Annotated in this window: 15 protein-coding genes; 8 read left to right on the top strand and 7 right to left on the bottom strand. The window is 61.6% G+C overall.

All coding sequences use genetic code 11. From position 1 onward, the window contains the following. Positions 1-50: 50 nt before the first annotated feature. The 3 genes from C5L10_RS14470 to C5L10_RS14460 all read right to left on the bottom strand — a co-directional run bounded on the left by C5L10_RS14470 (position 51) and on the right by C5L10_RS14460 (position 5,400). The gene (locus C5L10_RS14470; RefSeq protein ID WP_105430260.1) at positions 51-3,230 is read right to left on the bottom strand and encodes an efflux RND transporter permease subunit; all 3,180 of its coding nucleotides are present in this window, start codon (positions 3,228-3,230) and stop codon (positions 51-53) included. 129 nt (positions 3,231-3,359) lie between these two features. After that, positions 3,360-4,544 carry an efflux RND transporter periplasmic adaptor subunit gene (locus C5L10_RS14465; protein ID WP_046636336.1) on the bottom strand — a complete coding sequence of 395 codons (1,185 nt, stop codon included), beginning with the start codon at positions 4,542-4,544 and terminating at the stop codon, positions 3,360-3,362. A 61-nt stretch (positions 4,545-4,605) separates the two neighbouring features. Continuing rightward, the gene (locus C5L10_RS14460) at positions 4,606-5,400 is read right to left on the bottom strand and encodes an alpha/beta hydrolase fold domain-containing protein (protein WP_105430259.1); all 795 of its coding nucleotides are present in this window, start codon (positions 5,398-5,400) and stop codon (positions 4,606-4,608) included. A gap of 157 nt (positions 5,401-5,557) precedes the next feature. On the opposite strand from C5L10_RS14460, the gene C5L10_RS14455 reads away from it, so the two are divergent. Together C5L10_RS14455 and C5L10_RS14450 are read left to right on the top strand one after the other, a co-directional pair. Continuing rightward, positions 5,558-6,493: a LysR family transcriptional regulator gene (locus tag C5L10_RS14455; protein WP_046667021.1), complete on the top strand. Its 936-nt coding sequence runs from the start codon at positions 5,558-5,560 to the stop codon at positions 6,491-6,493. 198 nt (positions 6,494-6,691) lie between these two features. Then, on the top strand, positions 6,692-7,897 hold the full coding sequence (locus C5L10_RS14450; RefSeq protein ID WP_172717039.1) for a CynX/NimT family MFS transporter: 1,206 nt from the start codon (positions 6,692-6,694) through the stop codon (positions 7,895-7,897). A gap of 29 nt (positions 7,898-7,926) precedes the next feature. On the opposite strand, the gene C5L10_RS14445 is transcribed toward C5L10_RS14450, so the two are convergent. Beyond that, entirely contained in the window at positions 7,927-9,342 is a 1,416-nt protein-coding gene (locus tag C5L10_RS14445; protein ID WP_105430257.1) for an aldehyde dehydrogenase family protein, read from the bottom strand. 98 nt (positions 9,343-9,440) lie between these two features. Here C5L10_RS14445 and C5L10_RS14440 point away from each other — a divergent pair, with 98 nt between their 5' ends. Together C5L10_RS14440 and C5L10_RS14435 are read left to right on the top strand one after the other, a co-directional pair. After that, positions 9,441-10,343, top strand: coding sequence for a LysR family transcriptional regulator (locus tag C5L10_RS14440; protein WP_172717050.1), 903 nt, complete (start codon positions 9,441-9,443; stop codon positions 10,341-10,343). Between the two features lie 72 nt (positions 10,344-10,415). Beyond that, positions 10,416-11,357, top strand: coding sequence for an acetamidase/formamidase family protein (locus C5L10_RS14435; protein WP_105430255.1), 942 nt, complete (start codon positions 10,416-10,418; stop codon positions 11,355-11,357). A gap of 8 nt (positions 11,358-11,365) precedes the next feature. Here the strand turns inward: C5L10_RS14435 and C5L10_RS34315 are convergent, their stop codons facing one another. After that, positions 11,366-12,133, bottom strand: a complete 768-nt coding sequence (locus C5L10_RS34315; protein WP_105430254.1) for a BA14K family protein — start codon at positions 12,131-12,133, stop codon at positions 11,366-11,368. Positions 12,134-12,455: 322 nt separating this feature from the next. On the opposite strand from C5L10_RS34315, the gene C5L10_RS14425 reads away from it, so the two are divergent. The 3 genes from C5L10_RS14425 to C5L10_RS33665 all read left to right on the top strand — a co-directional run bounded on the left by C5L10_RS14425 (position 12,456) and on the right by C5L10_RS33665 (position 14,297). Further along, complete coding sequence (locus tag C5L10_RS14425; RefSeq protein WP_105430253.1) at positions 12,456-12,692, top strand: hypothetical protein; 237 nt, start codon at positions 12,456-12,458, stop codon at positions 12,690-12,692. Between the two features lie 692 nt (positions 12,693-13,384). Continuing rightward, positions 13,385-13,663 (top strand): hypothetical protein, encoded by a 279-nt coding sequence (locus C5L10_RS14415; RefSeq protein WP_105430251.1) that lies wholly within the window; start codon positions 13,385-13,387, stop codon positions 13,661-13,663. Between the two features lie 34 nt (positions 13,664-13,697). Further along, on the top strand, positions 13,698-14,297 hold the full coding sequence (locus C5L10_RS33665; protein ID WP_172717038.1) for a hypothetical protein: 600 nt from the start codon (positions 13,698-13,700) through the stop codon (positions 14,295-14,297). Here C5L10_RS33665 and ligD read toward each other — a convergent pair. Further along, positions 14,242-15,285, bottom strand: coding sequence for a non-homologous end-joining DNA ligase (ligD, locus tag C5L10_RS14410; RefSeq protein ID WP_105430250.1), 1,044 nt, complete (start codon positions 15,283-15,285; stop codon positions 14,242-14,244). The genes C5L10_RS33665 and ligD overlap by 56 nt on opposite strands. Beyond that, on the bottom strand, positions 15,279-15,575 hold the full coding sequence (locus tag C5L10_RS14405) for a hypothetical protein (protein ID WP_105430249.1): 297 nt from the start codon (positions 15,573-15,575) through the stop codon (positions 15,279-15,281). Before C5L10_RS14405 ends, ligD begins: the two co-directional genes overlap by 7 nt. Positions 15,576-15,745: 170 nt before the next feature. On the opposite strand from C5L10_RS14405, the gene C5L10_RS14400 reads away from it, so the two are divergent. After that, positions 15,746-16,414 (top strand): SOS response-associated peptidase, encoded by a 669-nt coding sequence (locus C5L10_RS14400; RefSeq protein ID WP_105430248.1) that lies wholly within the window; start codon positions 15,746-15,748, stop codon positions 16,412-16,414.

Raw genomic sequence — 16,414 nt, 5'->3', positions numbered from 1 at the left:
ACCGCGCGGGTTCCCGGTGGAAAGAACCCGCGCGGCGCCGGAGGTAGACCTTACTCCGCTGGAGAGAGAGCGGGAGCCGCCTCCTCCGTACCGTGCTGCCGCAGAGGGCGGCTGCCGGTAAGCAAACGTGCCAGCATGTAGAAGACCGGTGTCATGAAGATGCCGAAGAACGTCACTCCGATCATGCCGGAGAACACCGCGATACCCATGGCGGAGCGCATTTCAGCACCGGCACCGGTCGAGACGACCAGCGGCACGACACCCATGATGAAGGCCATGGACGTCATCAGGATCGGACGCAGGCGCAGCCGGCTTGCCTCGACCGCCGCCTGGAACGGCGTCCTGCCCTGGAACTCCAGTTCTCGGGCGAATTCCACGATCAGGATCGCGTTCTTCGCCGAGAGACCCACAAGGACCACGAGCCCGATCTGGGTGAAGATGTTGTTGTCTCCACCGGTGAGCCAGACGCCGCTCAAGGCCGCAAGCACACCCATCGGCACGATCATAATGATCGCGATCGGCAGCGTCAGGCTTTCATACTGGGCTGCGAGCACGAGATAGACGAGCAGCAGCGCCAGCGGAAAGACCACGATGCTGGAATTGCCGGCGAGGATCTGCTGGTAGGTCAGGTCCGTCCATTCGTAGTCGATCCCGGAAGGCAGCGTCTCCGAGACGATCTTTTCGATCGCGGCCTGAGCCTGGCCCGACGAGAAGCCCGGTGCCGGACCGCCGTTGACATCGGCGGAGAGGAAGCCGTTGTAGCGGGTCGTGCGTTCAGGACCGGTCTGGGCGTCCACCTTCAGGAGGGCCGAAAGCGGGATCATCTGGCCGGACTGCGAACGAACCTTTAACTGGCCGATATCTTCCGGCTTGGCGCGGAATTGCGCATCGGCCTGAACCCGGACGCTGTAGGTGCGGCCGAAGGCGTTGAAGTCGTTGACATAGAGCGAGCCCAGATAGACCTGCAGCGTTTCGAAGACGTCGGTCACCGATACTCCAAGCTGTTCGGCCTTGGCGCGGTCGAGATCGGCGTAGAGCTGCGGCACGTTGATCTGGAAGCTCGAGAAGATGCCGGCAAGTTCCGGCGCCTGGTAGGCCTTGGCGATGACCGCCTTGGCCGCCTCGTCCAGAGCCTGGTTGCCCAGGCCGGCGCGATCCTCGATCTGCAGCTTGAAACCGCCCGTCTGACCGAGACCGTTGACCGGCGGCGGCGGGAACATGGCGATGAACGCATCCTGGATGCCGGCATATTTCTGGTTCAGCGCCATGGCGATGGCGCCACCGGAAAGCTCCGGCGTCTCGCGCTTGTCGAAATCGTCGAGCACCGCGAAGACGATGCCGGCGTTCGAGCCGATCGTGAAGCCGTTGATCGACAGGCCCGGGAACGCGATGGCGTGTTCGACGCCGGGCTGCTCCAGGGCGATGTCGCTCATCCGCTTGATCACCTCTTCCGTGCGGTCGAGGGTTGCGCCGTCGGGAAGCTGAGCGAAACCGATCAGGTACTGTTTGTCCTGCGCCGGCACGAAACCGCCCGGCACCGCGTTGAACATGCTGTAGGTCATCGCGACAAGCGCGAAGTAGATGATCATCACCAGGCTCTTGCGGGAAAGGAGCCCGCCGACCGTGCGTCCGTAGCCATTCGAGGCGGCCCCGAAGGCGCGGTTGAAGCCGCGGAAGAACCAGCCCAGGATCGCGTCCATGAACCGCGTCAGCCAGTCCTTCTTGGCGTGATGGTCCTTCAGCAGAAGGGCTGCCAGCGCCGGCGACAGGGTGAGCGAGTTGATCGCCGAAATGACAGTCGAAATGGCGATCGTCAGCGCGAACTGCCGGTAGAACTGACCGGACAGGCCGCTGATGAAGGCAAGCGGCACGAAGACCGCGACCAGCACGAGCGCGATCGCAATGATCGGGCCGGACACTTCCTTCATGGCCTTGTAGGTCGCATCACGCGGACTGAGGCCGTTCTCAATATTGCGCTCGACGTTTTCGACCACCACGATCGCGTCGTCGACGACGATACCGATCGCCAGCACCAACCCGAACAGCGTCAGCGCGTTGATCGAGAATCCGAAGGCGTACATGACCGCAAACGTGCCGATGATCGAGACGGGAACGGCAATCAGCGGAATGATCGAGGCGCGCCATGTCTGCAGGAAGAGGATGACGACGAGCACGACGAGCGCGATCGCTTCAAGCAGGGTCTCGATGACCTTCTCGATCGAGGCGCGCACGAACTTGGTCGTGTCGTAGACGATCTCGTATTTGACACCTTCCGGCATCACTTTCTGGAGTTCGTCCATCGTCGAACGGACGTTATCGGCGATTTCGATCGCGTTGGAACCGGGTGCCTGAAGAACGGCGACGGCGACGGCCGGCTGGCCGTCAAGCAGCGAACGCAGGGTATAGTCCGCCGCGCCGAGCTCGATGCGGGCGACGTCGCGCAGCCGCGTGATCTCGCCGTTCTCGCCGCTCTTGACGATGATGTTGCCGAATTCCTCCGGGGTGCGCAGGCGCCCCTGGGCATTCACGTTGAGCTGCAGGTCGACACCCGGCCGGCTGGGCGATGCGCCGATGATGCCGGCCGCCGCCTGGACATTCTGTGAACGGATCGCGTTCGAGATATCGCTTGCGGCGAGCGAATGTTCGGCCGCCTTCTGCGGGTCGATCCAGACGCGCATCGAATAGTCGCCGGCGCCGAACACCTGAACCTGGCCGACACCCTGAATGCGGGTAAGCCTGTCCTTGACGTTCAGCGTCGCATAGTTGCGCAGGTAGGTGATGTCATAACGGTCGGAGACGAGATTGACGACCATGATGAAGTCGGGCGAGCTCTTGACGGTCGTGACACCGAGCGCACGCACTTCCGCCGGCAGGCGCGGTTCCGCCTGGCTGACGCGGTTCTGCACCAGCTGCTGCGCCTTGTCTGGGTCGGTGCCCAGCTTGAACGTCACAGTCAGGGTCAGCACGCCGTCGGACGTCGCCTGGCTCGACATGTAGAGCATGTCCTCGACGCCGTTCACCTGCTCCTCGAGCGGTGTTGCGACGGTCTCGGCGATGACGGTCGGGTTGGCGCCAGGATAGACGGCGCGCACCACGATCGATGGTGGCACGACTTCCGGATATTCGGAAATCGGCAGGGACCGCATGCCGATCAGGCCCGCGACCACGATGAGGATCGACAGCACGGCCGCAAAGACCGGTCTGTCGATGAAAAACCTGGAAATATTCATGTCAAAGCCCTCTCTCCGGGGTTGAACAAGAGGCGAAACGGCCCTGGCTCGCGGCCGACAGGCCGCAAGCTCCACGAACCGGAACTGGATGAGTGTTGGAAAGCGGCGGACTAACCGCCGCTCAGAGCATTACTTGTTGGCGACCTTCGCCTCTTCCTGGGGCTGGACAACTGCGCCCGGACGGATGCGCTGCAGGCCGTTGACGACGATCCGATCGCCCGGATTGAGGCCCTTCTCGACGATCCGCATGCCATCGACCGCAGTGCCCAGCTCCACCTGCCGGTACGCAACGGTATTGGCCGCATCGACCACGAAGACAAACTTCTTGTCCTGATCTGTGCCGACGGCCTTTTCGCTGACCATCAGGTGATCCTGCGCCTTCGGCTGGCCCATGCGGACCCGCACGAACTGGCCCGGGATCAGCTTGCCGCCCGGATTGTCGAAGACGGCGCGCACGCGGATCGTGCCGCTCGAGGCGTTCACTTCGTTGTCGATCAGCTGCAGCTTGCCGCGGATCGGCGTGCCGTTGGTAGCGAGCGTGCTCACCTCGACCGGCACCTGTTCGATCGCCGGTACGCCGTCGACGAGCGGAAGATCCGCGAGCGTGCGGGCCACCAGTTCTTCACCGGCATCGAAGCTCGCATAGATCGGATCGGAGGAAACCAGCGTTGTCAGCGGGGCGGAGGCAGAACCTGCCGCTACCAGGTTGCCCACCGTGATTTCCAGCTTGCCGACCCGGCCGGCGATCGGAGCCCGGATCTCGGTATAGTCGAGATTGAGCTGCGCCGTCTTCAACGCCGCCTTGGCGGATTGAAGATTGGCCAGCGCTTCGCTCTGGGCGCTCTGGCGCTGGGCGAGATCGCTCTGAGAGATGGTGTTCTTCGAGACGAGGTTCTTGCCGCGCTCGAGTTCGGTGTTGGCAAGTTCCACCCTCGCCTGCGCCGAGGCCACTTGGCCTTCGGCCTGAGCGACCGCCGCCTGGTAGGGCTCCGGATCGATGCTGACGAGCAGGTCACCCTGCTTCACCAGACCGCCTTCGCGGAAATGCACCGACTGGACGGCGCCGGTGACGCGCGGCCGGATCTGGACGCGGTCGACAGCTTCCAACCGGCCGGAGAATTCCTGCCAGGTGGAAACGTTGCGCGGCTCGACGGTAGCGACCGTCACGGGGACGGCCGGAGCCGCAGCAGCAGCCGTCGCAGGCGCGGCATTGGCGCCCTGAGGCAGATCGAGATAAACCGAGGCACCGGCAATCAGTGCAGCCGTGCTCAGTCCAGTGCCCCACAGGGCCCAGCTTTTGATCTTCGAGGTCATTGGTAGTCTCCTTACGGCCTTGGGAAGGGGCCGTTATTTGCCTTCAAAATAAATCATGCTACTAACTTAACTCTTTGGCGAAGCTTGTGAATTCAGCACAAAGTGCTGTCATCCACTCGCCGTCGCCTTCTCTGTAAATGCCCGTCCAGCCACAGCTGGCCGGGAAAATCTTTCGCCTGACCGAAACGCCGGCCTCACTCAGGCGCGCCGCATAACCAAGCGTTTCATCGCGCAACGGATCGTCTTCCGATGTCACGATGAGAGCCGGCGCGACACCCGAAAGCCGCGAACAGAGGCAGGGTGCCGCATAGGGATGCTGGAACCCGCAATGGGAGCCGAGATAATGGCTCCAGCCCTCGGCCCAGCGTTCGCCCATGCCGATCTCGTCCGCCTTGCGGAAGGATTTCGTCGTCATCATCGGGTCGATCATCGGCGACAGCAGAATCTGCCCGCTCAGTTCGCCCGGCATCAGATCGCGCGCCTTCAGCGCCACGCCGGCCGCGACATTGCCGCCAGCCTCGTCACCCGCCACGAAAAGCAGGGACTTCGCGCTGCCGAACTGCTTGCGCCGGCCGGCCAGGCATTGAAGCGCCGCAAAAGCGCATTCCATCGCCTGCGGAAACATGTTCTGCGAGACGCTGCTGTAATCGGCTTCGAGTACCACGGCGCCGGACTCGGCCAGTGCTTTTGCAACTGGACGTTCGTTTTCGCCGCGTTGCTCATTGAGAAACGCCCCGCCTCGCAGATATAGAACCAGCGGCGGAGCCTTGGCCTTGGCGGCTCCTTCATAGACACGCATCGGGACAGCCGGCATGGCCGACTTGTCAAATGCGATGTTTTCCCACTGCGCGGTCATTGAAAAATCCTCGGACAAACCCCTAGTAAAAGCGGGGTACTTGCCGTCAATCTTGAACCTGATATTATTATTCGGGTGAAAACACACAAGTTCACGGCATTCGACAACACTATTCCATATTTCGGAACAATGTTGCGGCGCAGCAGGAATCAGCACAATGGATCAGCTTTCGGCAATGCGCGTATTCGTTCGCGTCGTGGAAACCGGTAATTTTACCCGGGCTGCGGCGACCCTCAACATGCCCAAAACGACGGTGACCAATCTCGTCCAGAGCCTCGAGAGCCACCTGCGCACCACGCTGCTCAACCGGACGACCCGCAAGGTGATGGTGACGACCGACGGCGCGCTCTATTACGAGCGGGCGATGCAGATCATCTCAGAGCTCGACGAACTCGACGGCAGCATCTCGAATTCGCAGAGGCAGCCGTCCGGGCGGCTGCGGGTGGAAATGGCCGGCGCCTTTGCCGATCTGCTGGTCATTCCGAATTTATGCGATTTCCATACGCGTTTTCCGCAGATCAGGCTCGATATCGGCGTCGGCGACCGGCTGGTCGACTATATCGCCGAAAATGTCGATTGCGCGCTGCGCGCCGGCACCCCGACCGACCAGTCGCTGATTGCCCGCAAGGTCGGCGAGATCAGCATGTCCGCCTATGCGGCACCGCTCTACATCCGCAATTTCGGGGCGCCCGAACGCCCGCAGGACCTGCAGGAAGACCATTTGGCAGTCGGCTACCTGAGTGCCCAGTCCGGCCGGGTGAGATCCATGGAATTCCATCGCGACGACGAAAACGTGGAAATCACACCCCGTTACGTGGTCTCCGTCAACGATGCCCGGACCTATGTGAACGCGGCCATATCCGGCATGGGCATCGTGCAATCGCCGCGCTTCATGGTCAGGGAGGCGGTGGAGAAGGGCGAACTTGTCGAAGTGCTCTCCGACTGGCGCTGCGGATCCCTGCCCCTCTACATCGTCTATCCGCAGACCCGCCACCTCTCCAACAAGGTGCGGGTCTTCGTGGATTGGCTCGCCAAGCTGGTTCAGAACCTCAAGGTCGAGGAAAGCCGCGAGCAGATGCGCAAGGCGAGTTAGGCTTTACTTACGATGCAGCGACGACCGCCCTGATGTCGTTCGGCGCCTTCCTGGGTTGGACGCCGTTGTCCCGGCACGGCGTCGTTCGGCGCTCCGACAGCCAAGAAATCATGCGCTGCGCAAAGGAATTTATGCCTGAGCTAGGACAGGGATGATAAAGCGCTCGGACGTTTGTTCGATGAATGGAATACCGACAGCATGACTCGTTGGGGACATGTCACAATCGCTGTTCTGGGCGGCATCGCCGCTGCCCTGCATGTGGGCAAGGTGCCGCCCGCCATCCCGCTGCTGCGCTCCGAGCTTGGCATCGACCTTGTGGCCGCCGGCTGGCTGATGGGGCTTTCAAGCGCCCTCGGCGCCGCCTGCGGCATCCTGATCGGCCGTTTCACCGATTACCTGACCCATCGCCGCGCCATGATCCTCGGTCTTGCCCTGCTGATCGCCGGCAGCCTGATCGGCGCCCTCACCCCTTCGGAAACCGTGATCTTCGCCAGCCGCGTGCTCGAAAGCGTCGGTCTCATCATGGTCTCGGTTGCCGCCCCCGGCCTGATTGCTGCTTCAGTCGCGCTACGCGATACCGGCCTTGCCTTTGCGGTCTGGGGTATCTGGATGCCGGTCGGCGTCGCGGTGATGATGATGATCTCGCCCTTCCTGCTGCCGAGCTTCGGCTGGCAGGGTTCATGGATTTTCGCCGCCATGCTCAGCGTCGTCCCGATGGTCGCGCTGCTGACGATGAAGGTGCCGAAACCGCAGGCTGCGGGACATCCGACAACCTCGCTGCTGACGGCCGTCAGCCTCACAGCCTCCCGACCGATGTCCTGGATACTGTCGGGTATTTTTGCCGCTTACAGCGCCAGCTTCATGTCCGTCTTCGGTTTCCTGCCGACGCTGCTGATCGAGGAAATGGGAACAGGCCTGACGGCTGCGTCCATCATGACCGCGCTCGCAGTGCTCGCAAACGGCGTCGGCAACCTCGTCGGCGGCGTCTTCGCGCGTTGGGGCGCCCCGCGCTGGGTGTTGATCGCCGGTCCCTGCGTGATGCTGACGCTGACCGCCTTCGTCGTTTTCGGCCATGGTTTTCCCCTCTGGATGCGCTACGGAGCCTCGGTGCTCTACGCGGTGTCGGGCGGTGTCCTGCCGGCGACCATCATGGGCTCGCTGCCCGTCTATGCGCCGCGCCGCGACCTCGTCGGAACATTCAGCGGCTTCGTCATGCAGGGGTCCAATATCGGCCAGGTCTTCGGACCAATGCTGCTCGCCTCGATCGTTGCGGCATCCGGCTGGCAGGGCGCGCCTTTCTACATCGCCGCAGCAACGGGCCTCGGCCTGATCCTTGCGCTCTGCCTGCGCCAGACCGAACGCCGCATCGCGGCGACGAGGCCGGAAACCGCCGGAACGATGTGAAAAGAGCGCCGGCCGCCTTGAAAATACCTTCAGACCAGAACTGCCCGAGGCTCCAGCATCGCTTCAAGCCCGAACAGCCCGAACTCGCGGCCGATGCCTGATTGCTTGAAACCACCGAACGGAGCCAGCGGCTCATGCGGCGCACCATTGACCACCACGCGACCGGATTCAAGCCGGTCGGCAACCTTGCGGGCGTGGTCGAGATCACCGCTATGGACATAGGCCTGCAGGCCGTAACTCGTGTCGTTGGCGATCCGGATCGCGTCCTCATCGTCTTCATAGGAAATGACTACGAGGACCGGCCCAAAAATCTCTTCGCGGGCGATCCGCATTTCATTGGTGACGTTGGTAAAGATCGTCGGACGGATGAACCAGCCGCGGTCTATCCCATCGGGACGCCCTTCTCCGCCAGCAAGGATCTCGGCGCCCTCTTCCCGACCAAGCCGGATATAGGACTGCACCCGGTCAAACTGCTTCTGGCTGACCATCGGCCCGACCCGCACCTGCGGGTCCTTCGGATCGCCGGTCCTGATCGCCTCCATGCCCGTTTTGAGATGCATCAAGATTTCCGGCAGCCGGCTTTTCGGCGCCAGGATGCGGGTGCCGGCAATGCAGGCCTGGCCGCTATTGGTTAGCCCCATCGTCAACACGGTGGGGATTGCCTGATCGAGATCGGCGTCGGCAAGAATGATGTTAGCGCCCTTGCCTCCCAGTTCCAGGGTAACCCGCTTAAGTGTTTCCGCACCAGCTTTGAGAATCTGCTTGCCAACGGCGGTGGAGCCCGTGAAGGTCACCTTGGCGATGTCCGGATGGGCGCTGAATTCCGCCCCGGCCACATCTCCTCGGCCGTTGACGATATTGAAGACGCCCTTCGGCAGACCGGCGTCATGGAGGCATTCAGTAAGGATTTGCGTCTGCATACCGCTCATCTCGCTCGGCTTGATGACAATCGTCGAACCCGCGGCGATGGCGGTCGCGAGCTTGCCGCAGATGAAGCCGTAATTGCTGTTCCAAGGTGTGATCGCCGCCACCACGCCGAGCGGTTGCATGGTCACCTCGGCTCGGCCGATCCGGCGGGTAAAGTCATAATTCTCCAAGGTCGCGGCCATGTTGAGGAAGGCCGAAGCGGCATGCGACACCGAAAAGCCGGTGAAATAGTGCGGCGCGCCGTATTCTTCGGCCATGGCCGTCGTCAACTCTTCGGTGCGGGCGGAAACGGCGGCGCTCAAGCGCGTCAGCATGTCGATGCGCTCGGCCTTGCTGGTCCTGGAAAAGGCCGGAAAGGTACGCTTTGCGGCGACAATCGCGGCTCTGGCATCCTCGCGATCGCCAAGACGGACGCTGCCGATCTTTTCCTCGGTCGACGGATTGAAGAGGTCAACCGTCTCCTGTCCATGCGGGGTGACAAAGGCGCCGTCGATATAGATCTCGGTAATACTGCGCATCGGTTTCTCCTGTGTTCGATGCGCCTTATCTGGCATCCCAGGATTGATCTGATAAGCTGGCGAGAACGTCACCGCCTGATAAGGAATTACGGACAATGATGCGCGGAACCCTTTCCGAGCTGGAAGCGGTGGTGACTGTTGCCGGCCGCGGGGGCTTTCGGGCGGCCGCCCGCGAACTTGGCATCTCGTCATCGGCGCTGAGCCAGCAGGTCGCGTCGCTCGAAGCGCGGCTGGGCATCCGCCTCTTCAATCGCACCACCCGTAGCGTCACCCTGTCGTCCGCCGGAGAGCAGTTCGTTGCCGAAGTGACGCCGGCGCTCGCGGCGATCCGCAACGCCGTCGACCTTGCCGACGAGCACCGTTCCGAACCCTCCGGCACGCTGCGCATCAACACCGCGCTTGGCGCCGCTCGAATGATCCTGACACCGCTGGTGCTGGAGTACCTGCGCCGCCATCCGCAGATGAACATCGAAATGCTGACCGAAGGCGCTCTGGTCGATATCAACGCCAAAGGCTTCGATGCCGGCGTGCGCATTCTCGAAGCCGTGCCGCCCGACATGGTCGCGATCCCGATCGGCCGCATGATCCGGCCCGCCATCGTCGGTTCGCCAAGCTATTTCGAGGATCGGGACAAACCGCGCGTGCCGGCCGACCTCAACGCGCACCGCTGCATCCGTGCCCGCATGGCGAGCGGCTCTATCTATCGTTGGGAATTCTCAAAACGCGGCGAAGCCTTTGCAGTAGACGTGCCCGGCCCGCTGATTCTCGACGAAAGCGACCTGATGTTGCGTGCGGCCCGTGATGGCGCCGGCCTTGCCTATCTCCACGAATGGCAGGTTGCAGAGGATGTCGCGACAGGCCGACTGGTTCAGGTGCTCGACGACTGGACACCTTCTTATCCCGGCCTCTGCCTCTATTATCCGGGCCGCCGGCACCTGCCGGCTAAACTGCGTGCCTTCGTCGATCTGATCCACGAAGTCAATCGACGCGAAGACGGCTAGGCTCGATTTGCGGACTGGCGTGCAAAGTAAAATCGGCTAGTCTCTCGCCTTATCAGATAAGCGAGCCCGGTCATGCAACATCACGTCTCCGCCTCTTCCAAAACCTGCGCCTGGGGTTATTTCGACGCCGCCCGGGAGCCGGTGCTGACGATCGACAGCGGCGACACGGTGGTGATCGACACGGTCTCCGGCCCTGCGGAAGTTCTGCCCAGGGAAGGGTTCACCATCCTTCCCGAACATCTCGAAATTCACGAAAACTGCCGGCCGATCATGCAGGGCCATATCCTCACCGGACCGGTCGCTGTGCGCGGCGCCAAACCTGGCCAGGTCCTGGAGGTGAAGATCCTCGACGTCGAGCTGCGTCAGGACTGGGGCTATAACGTCATCCGCCCGCTTGCCGGCACGCTCCCTTATGATTTCGAGACGCCGCGGATGATCACCATCCCGCTCGACAAGCAGAGGAATGTCGGCCGCCTGCCCTGGGGTCTCGACCTGCCGCTGGCACCCTTCTTCGGAGTGATGGGCGTCGCTCCGCCGCCGAACTGGGGCCGCATCACCTCGATCATGCCGCGTTCGCACGCCGGCAATATCGACAACAAGGAACTGGTCGCCGGCACCACGCTCTATCTGCCGATCTTCAACGAGGGCGCGCTGTTCTCCTGCGGGGACGGCCATGGCGCGCAGGGCGACGGCGAGGTCTGCATCACCGCGATCGAGACGGCACTGCGCGGCACATTTCAGCTTGCGGTGCGCGACGATCTCGATTTCGTCTATCCACGGGCTGAAACGCCGACGCATTACATCACCATGGGCATGGATCCGGATCTAGACCAATGCGCCGTCATGGCGCTGCGCGACATGATCGTGCTGCTCGGCGAAAAAGGTGGCCTGTCGCGGGAAGATGCCTACACGCTCTGTAGCCTTGCCGGCGACCTGCGCATCACCCAGACCGTCAACGGCTGCAAGGGCGTGCATATGATGATGGCGAAGACCCTCGTCGAGCGCCCCGCCTGAGCCGGTGGTCAGCCGAAAGGCGATTGGCACTGGCGGCGCGGGCCGCCGGCGAAAGGCTGATAGCTGTTGTCCTCCGCCTGATAGGACCGGTAACGGGCAAAACACCATTCCTCATGGGATCCGGCCGGAACGTCGGCATCGATCGCCTGCGATTGGGCGTAACCTGCTGCACCGCCGTCGGCCCGCTGGTTGACGCGGGCAGCTGGTCTTTCCGGAAGCGGCTGCAGCTCGTCCTGCATCTGCGGGGCTTGCGGCTCGTCCAGCGCCTGGTCACGCATCGGTGCGGCGGCGACAGTCTCGGTCGCGGCGGCGCCCGGTGCCTGACACTGCCGACGCGGGCCGCCGCTCAAGGGCTGGTAGCTGTTGTCTTCGATGCGATAGGACTTGTATCGCGCGAAACACCAGTCCGCCTGCGCGGGATCGACCATGGCTTGCCGCTCTTCCGCCGGCTGCGGGACGGCGGCCGGCTGTTGCGGATTGATCGAGGCGGTCACGGTATTGTCGACGGCTGCCCCCGCAGCGGCCTGCTGAACAGCGGGCATGTCCCGCATATCGGCCGCAACTGAAGCCGGAGGCGTCGCAGTCGGCAGGCGCTGATAATCCTGGCTGGCGGTGTCGACGACCTTGGGTTTTGAGGTCCACAGGTCCGGCGTATTCACATTGGCGAACTTATGGGGTTCGGGTTCGGCGATCACGTTCGCGGTGATGATCACGCCGCTCAGGAACACCAGAACGAGCAGGACAAGACTGCCCAAAAGCAAGAGGATTGGCTTCATGACCGCGCTCCCATTTCGTCTTGCAGACCAAATGCCGATCAGGCGCCGGAGTTCCCGTCGAGGGAGCAAAAGAAACAGGATTGGAGATCACGGATAATGACAGGGCGACATGCGCCCATCTTCGTCCAACTCTTCGAAAGAGGAGATGGTGGGTGATGTAGGGCTCGAACCTACGACCCGCTGATTAAGAGTAATCGCTATAACTCTACAACCGGCGCAAAACCGCAATACCGGTTTCCAATGGGGTCTTCAATACCCCCTTGATTACCCGTGAACAAACGGCGAATTGGAAACCGCCGACTAGCGCCCTATCCTCTCTTGCATGACCGACATCCCTCCCCCGACCGTCCCAGAGGACGCCGAGAACCGCCACCTGTTCTGTCAAATGGCGATCGAGATCCCGCTGCAGGATTTGATCCAGGCTGCAGTTAAGGCCGGATGGGACGAGCCCGAGGTGCTGACCGCGATCATAGAGGTTGCTGACAACCTCATGTTGGCGCACGGCTCGAACGCGGAACTTGATGCTCTTCTCAAGGCGCTGAGACGTAAACTCGACTAAGAGGCATGCCGGTAAAGAGGGAAAGCGTTCTAAATCCATCGACGAGCGAGGCGCACTCCTTGCCTTAACATGCTCCACGTCAGGACCGCCGTTCCGAACACTAGAACTGCTATGGGAATAAGCACCTTTAGATTTAGCGGGTTCGCCATCAGGGTTGATCCAAAACCCAAAACTATCAAAGTGGCCAACAGCCAGAAATTGGAGATCTCAAGAACTTCCCCGTACCAAGTACCTGGGTAACAACGGATGCCAAATTCTTCGTGGGTGCAGCCCGAGAAGTTCAACAATATCACCCACGCCAAAACCGACACGAAAAAGATGAGCCAGAACCACCCAGCCATTATCGCCGGGACATTCGTGACAATGAACCATGCGTACGCCCTGGCTTCCGACATCGCTCTTCCCTAGCATTGTTCCAGAACAAGTTGAACCACGGACGGGCGGCAGACAATAGCCAAAAAGACGCCCGCCGAAGCGGGCCGAGTCGAGGGACAGTCTGGAGTAGTCTGGAACGCAGCGGAGTGCGAGTGCTGATGGATGGAAGGGCCGCTGCGTCTGTTGTTCGAACTGCGACTGATGACGAACGTTCCCGCGCCGCATGGCGATATCCTCTCCGCCCCCTCATTTTTGCGAGGTTTCCTCGTGCCCGGATAGGGATATACCTATGCGGGTGATTCTCCGAGGGAGACGGAATGGACTTGGTTGTATTTGGGTATCAGATCGTACCGGGCCGTGACGACCCCCTGGCCTTCGCGGCTTCCCTTGAGGAATGCCAGCGCGATGCCTTATCCGAGCGGGACGAGCTTCGGCGGACTGACCCGGATCTCGAACCTCTCGGGGCAATGGCGATCTACCGGCTTACTCTAACTTGGCCCGACACCGACGGGCTGCTTGCGGTCTTGAACGAGAAGACTTCGCTGCTCGACGCCATTGTCGTCGATCGCAAGCTTGTGGGTCTGGTGGCCGATTGACTGAGCACCTTTGGACCGGGCAGTCCGGCGACTGATGACCTTCTTCCACGAAAGCTACCTCACCTTGCGAGTTTGCAGCATGAAAACGGAAATCGTCACGTCGCGTAAGAAGACAATCCTTTTGCTTCTCGGGTCCCTTGTCTTCGTCGCAGTTAGTTGGTCTTTGCCGGACGAGAGATTCTATCTCCGGCTCTTTGGGGTAGCGCTTTTTTCGGCCAACGCGATTATTTTTGTACTGATGCTGGTTCGCCCGTCGCGGCTATCTTTGGACCAGGATGGGCTAAGTCTTTCCGGCGGATTTCGTCTTTCACCTATGAAAATCGCATGGCGCGACGTGGAAGGTTTCGTTGTACGCCGTGCTCAGCCTGGCACTTCACTGATTGGCTTTAACTATAGCGTACACGCCTCCAGTAAACCGCGCGGTGCAGCGTTTTCGCGGGGCAGCACGGGCGTGGATGGCGGACTTCCCGGCGGATGGTCGATGTCGGACATCGCGCTCGTCGATATGCTCAACGCGTATCGCGAACAGGCACTGGCCAATGACGAAACGCTTCGACTGCCGGAAAATTTTCCACGACCTATTCCGGCAAGCCGTAGATCTCCGACGTGTCATCCGGATCGCGCAACCCCTTGAACGACGGATGCCGCAGCTTCCCGTCATTAGTCCATGCCCGGTACTCGATCTCCGCAACGAGCGCCGGAGCGGTCAGCACCAGGTTCTTTCCAGGCACCTTCACGGGCGGCAGCTTCGTCTTGAGCTTGTCGAGTTGCTTCTTCAGCGATCGGGCAACGTCATGCTTGAACCCGGTCCCGACACTGCCGACGTACTTGTATCCGTCCCGATACTGCGCACCCAGCAGCAGGCTCCCGATCGCGCCGGGCAGCGCCGTTGACGGCTCATAGCCGATGATGGCGAAGCTTTCGCTCTGGACGCATTTGATCTTGAGCCAATCGCCGGTGCGTCCGGACCGGTATGGCCGGTCGCGATGCTTGGCGACAATGCCTTCCAGGCCGAGCTGGCAGGCGTGGGCGAGAAAATCATCTGGGTCGGCGTCGAGTTCTTCCGAGATCCTGATCGCCGCCCCCTGCCCGTCCAGCACGTCCTCGAGCAAATGCCGGCGAGCGGAGTATTCCATTGCGCGCAGATCGTGCCCGTCGAGATAGAGGAGATCGAAGGCGTAGAGGATCGAGTTGCGGGATGGCAGTTTGCCGCCTGCCTTACCGGAGGCACCAAGGGAGTTCTGCAGCAGGCCAAAATCAGAGCGCCCCTGCTCGTCGAGGACAACCGCCTCGCCGTCGAGGATCATGGTGGTCGGACCGAGAGCCTTGGCAGCGTCGGCAATAGCCGGGAACCGATGCGTCCAATCGTGCCCGCCCCGAGTAATGATCCGGACGCCGGCCGGCTCAATGTGCACAGCCAGGCGGTATCCATCCCACTTGATTTCATAGGACCAATCATCGCCGAGGGGCGGCTTGCTCTTCAGTAGCGCCAAGCACGGCTCCATTCGATCGGGCATGGGATCGAAGGGAAGATGGGGCTGATTCGGGTCGCGCCGCTTGACGGGCCGGCTTTGCAGCGGCGCGGCTCCCTCGTGCAGAAGCGGCTTGGCCCGCCTCACGATGACATGCGGCGGTGGAAGCCGTCCAGAAGCTCCACGGCCCGATACAGCACTTCACCAGAAGACGGTGAGTAATCGGCCGCGATTTCCTGATGCTCTCGGTCGATCTTTTCCGCCAAGTGTTCAATGTCCGGGGCGGCTTTGTCATGGACCGCTCGCGAGATCAAGGCCGAGTAATGCAGACTTCCGGCGACCCGAACCAGAACTCGATCGCGCTGTTCGACAGTCAGTTCTGAAAACGCCGAATCACCTTTCGGGATCAACTCGGCTTTTGTGCTTATCTCACCAGCCATATGCAAAACTCCATGATCGAGTGATTCGCGACTCAATCGAGGAACGCCGCGATAGTTCCGAATCATCCGTGCCGGAATTTCACAAGCGGTAGCCGCGCGAAATTTGTTTCGAGCGATTGTAGGAAACCGCTACCTCTCTACGTCCTTGGTACGAAGACGGGAGAGAAATCATGTGCGGACGCTTTACCCACCACCTGCCGTGGTCGGAGATCCACCGACTGTATCGGCTGACGCTGGATAAGGACCGTGGCCGCAACACCCAGCCTCGTTACAATATCGCCCCGACGCAGAGTGTTCTCTTTGTCCACCACGACAAGGAAGGCAACCAGGTCGTTGACGAGGGGCGTTGGTGGCTGGTGCCGCATTGGGCAAAGGAAATGCCGAAGGCAACCCTGTTCAACGCCCGCAGCGAAACGGCGCCGACCACGCCGGCATTCAGAGATGCCTTCAAGGCTCGCCGGTGTCTGATCCCGGCCGACGGCTTCTATGAATGGACGGTTTCGCGGGAAGACGGGAAGAAGGACCCCTGGTACATCTTCCAGCCCGGCGGGGCACCCTTCTCCTTCGCCGGCCTGTGGGCGCACAATGACAAGCTGGGCGTGACGAGCTGCACGATCCTGACGGCCGGAGCCGAGGAGCCGATGCGGCAGCTTCATGACCGACAGCCGGTTATCCTCGATCCCGCCTTCTATGACGAGTGGCTGTCCGCTGAGACGCCTGTCCCACAGGCCACGGAACTGCTGAAACATCATCTGGACGGCCAGCTCCAGTTCCACCGGGTCTGCCGGGACGTGAACAGCTCCAAGTTTCAGGATGCAATGGCGATCAATCCGCTCTAA

The organism is Neorhizobium sp. T6_25, assembly GCF_002968555.1.
Classification (GTDB): domain Bacteria; phylum Pseudomonadota; class Alphaproteobacteria; order Rhizobiales; family Rhizobiaceae; genus Neorhizobium.
The sequence above is the reverse complement of the archived record's forward strand: the minus strand, read 5'-3'. Positions and strand labels throughout refer to the sequence as shown.

Excerpts from the sequence above, each read along its gene's own strand:
- C5L10_RS14435 (WP_105430255.1), top strand. The coding sequence starts at position 10,416 with ATGCAACATCACGTCTCCGCCTCTTCCAAAACCTGCGCCTGGGGTTAT.
- C5L10_RS14445 (WP_105430257.1), bottom strand. The coding sequence starts at position 9,342 with ATGCGCAGTATTACCGAGATCTATATCGACGGCGCCTTTGTCACCCCG.
- C5L10_RS14415 (WP_105430251.1), top strand. The coding sequence starts at position 13,385 with ATGGACTTGGTTGTATTTGGGTATCAGATCGTACCGGGCCGTGACGAC.
- C5L10_RS14400 (WP_105430248.1), top strand. The coding sequence starts at position 15,746 with ATGTGCGGACGCTTTACCCACCACCTGCCGTGGTCGGAGATCCACCGA.
- C5L10_RS14440 (WP_172717050.1), top strand. The coding sequence starts at position 9,441 with ATGCGCGGAACCCTTTCCGAGCTGGAAGCGGTGGTGACTGTTGCCGGC.
- C5L10_RS14470 (WP_105430260.1), bottom strand. The coding sequence starts at position 3,230 with ATGAATATTTCCAGGTTTTTCATCGACAGACCGGTCTTTGCGGCCGTG.
- C5L10_RS34315 (WP_105430254.1), bottom strand. The coding sequence starts at position 12,133 with ATGAAGCCAATCCTCTTGCTTTTGGGCAGTCTTGTCCTGCTCGTTCTG.
- C5L10_RS14450 (WP_172717039.1), top strand. The coding sequence starts at position 6,692 with ATGACTCGTTGGGGACATGTCACAATCGCTGTTCTGGGCGGCATCGCC.
- C5L10_RS14425 (WP_105430253.1), top strand. The coding sequence starts at position 12,456 with ATGACCGACATCCCTCCCCCGACCGTCCCAGAGGACGCCGAGAACCGC.
- C5L10_RS33665 (WP_172717038.1), top strand. The coding sequence starts at position 13,698 with ATGACCTTCTTCCACGAAAGCTACCTCACCTTGCGAGTTTGCAGCATG.
- C5L10_RS14460 (WP_105430259.1), bottom strand. The coding sequence starts at position 5,400 with ATGACCGCGCAGTGGGAAAACATCGCATTTGACAAGTCGGCCATGCCG.
- C5L10_RS14405 (WP_105430249.1), bottom strand. The coding sequence starts at position 15,575 with ATGGCTGGTGAGATAAGCACAAAAGCCGAGTTGATCCCGAAAGGTGAT.
- C5L10_RS14455 (WP_046667021.1), top strand. The coding sequence starts at position 5,558 with ATGGATCAGCTTTCGGCAATGCGCGTATTCGTTCGCGTCGTGGAAACC.
- C5L10_RS14465 (WP_046636336.1), bottom strand. The coding sequence starts at position 4,544 with ATGACCTCGAAGATCAAAAGCTGGGCCCTGTGGGGCACTGGACTGAGC.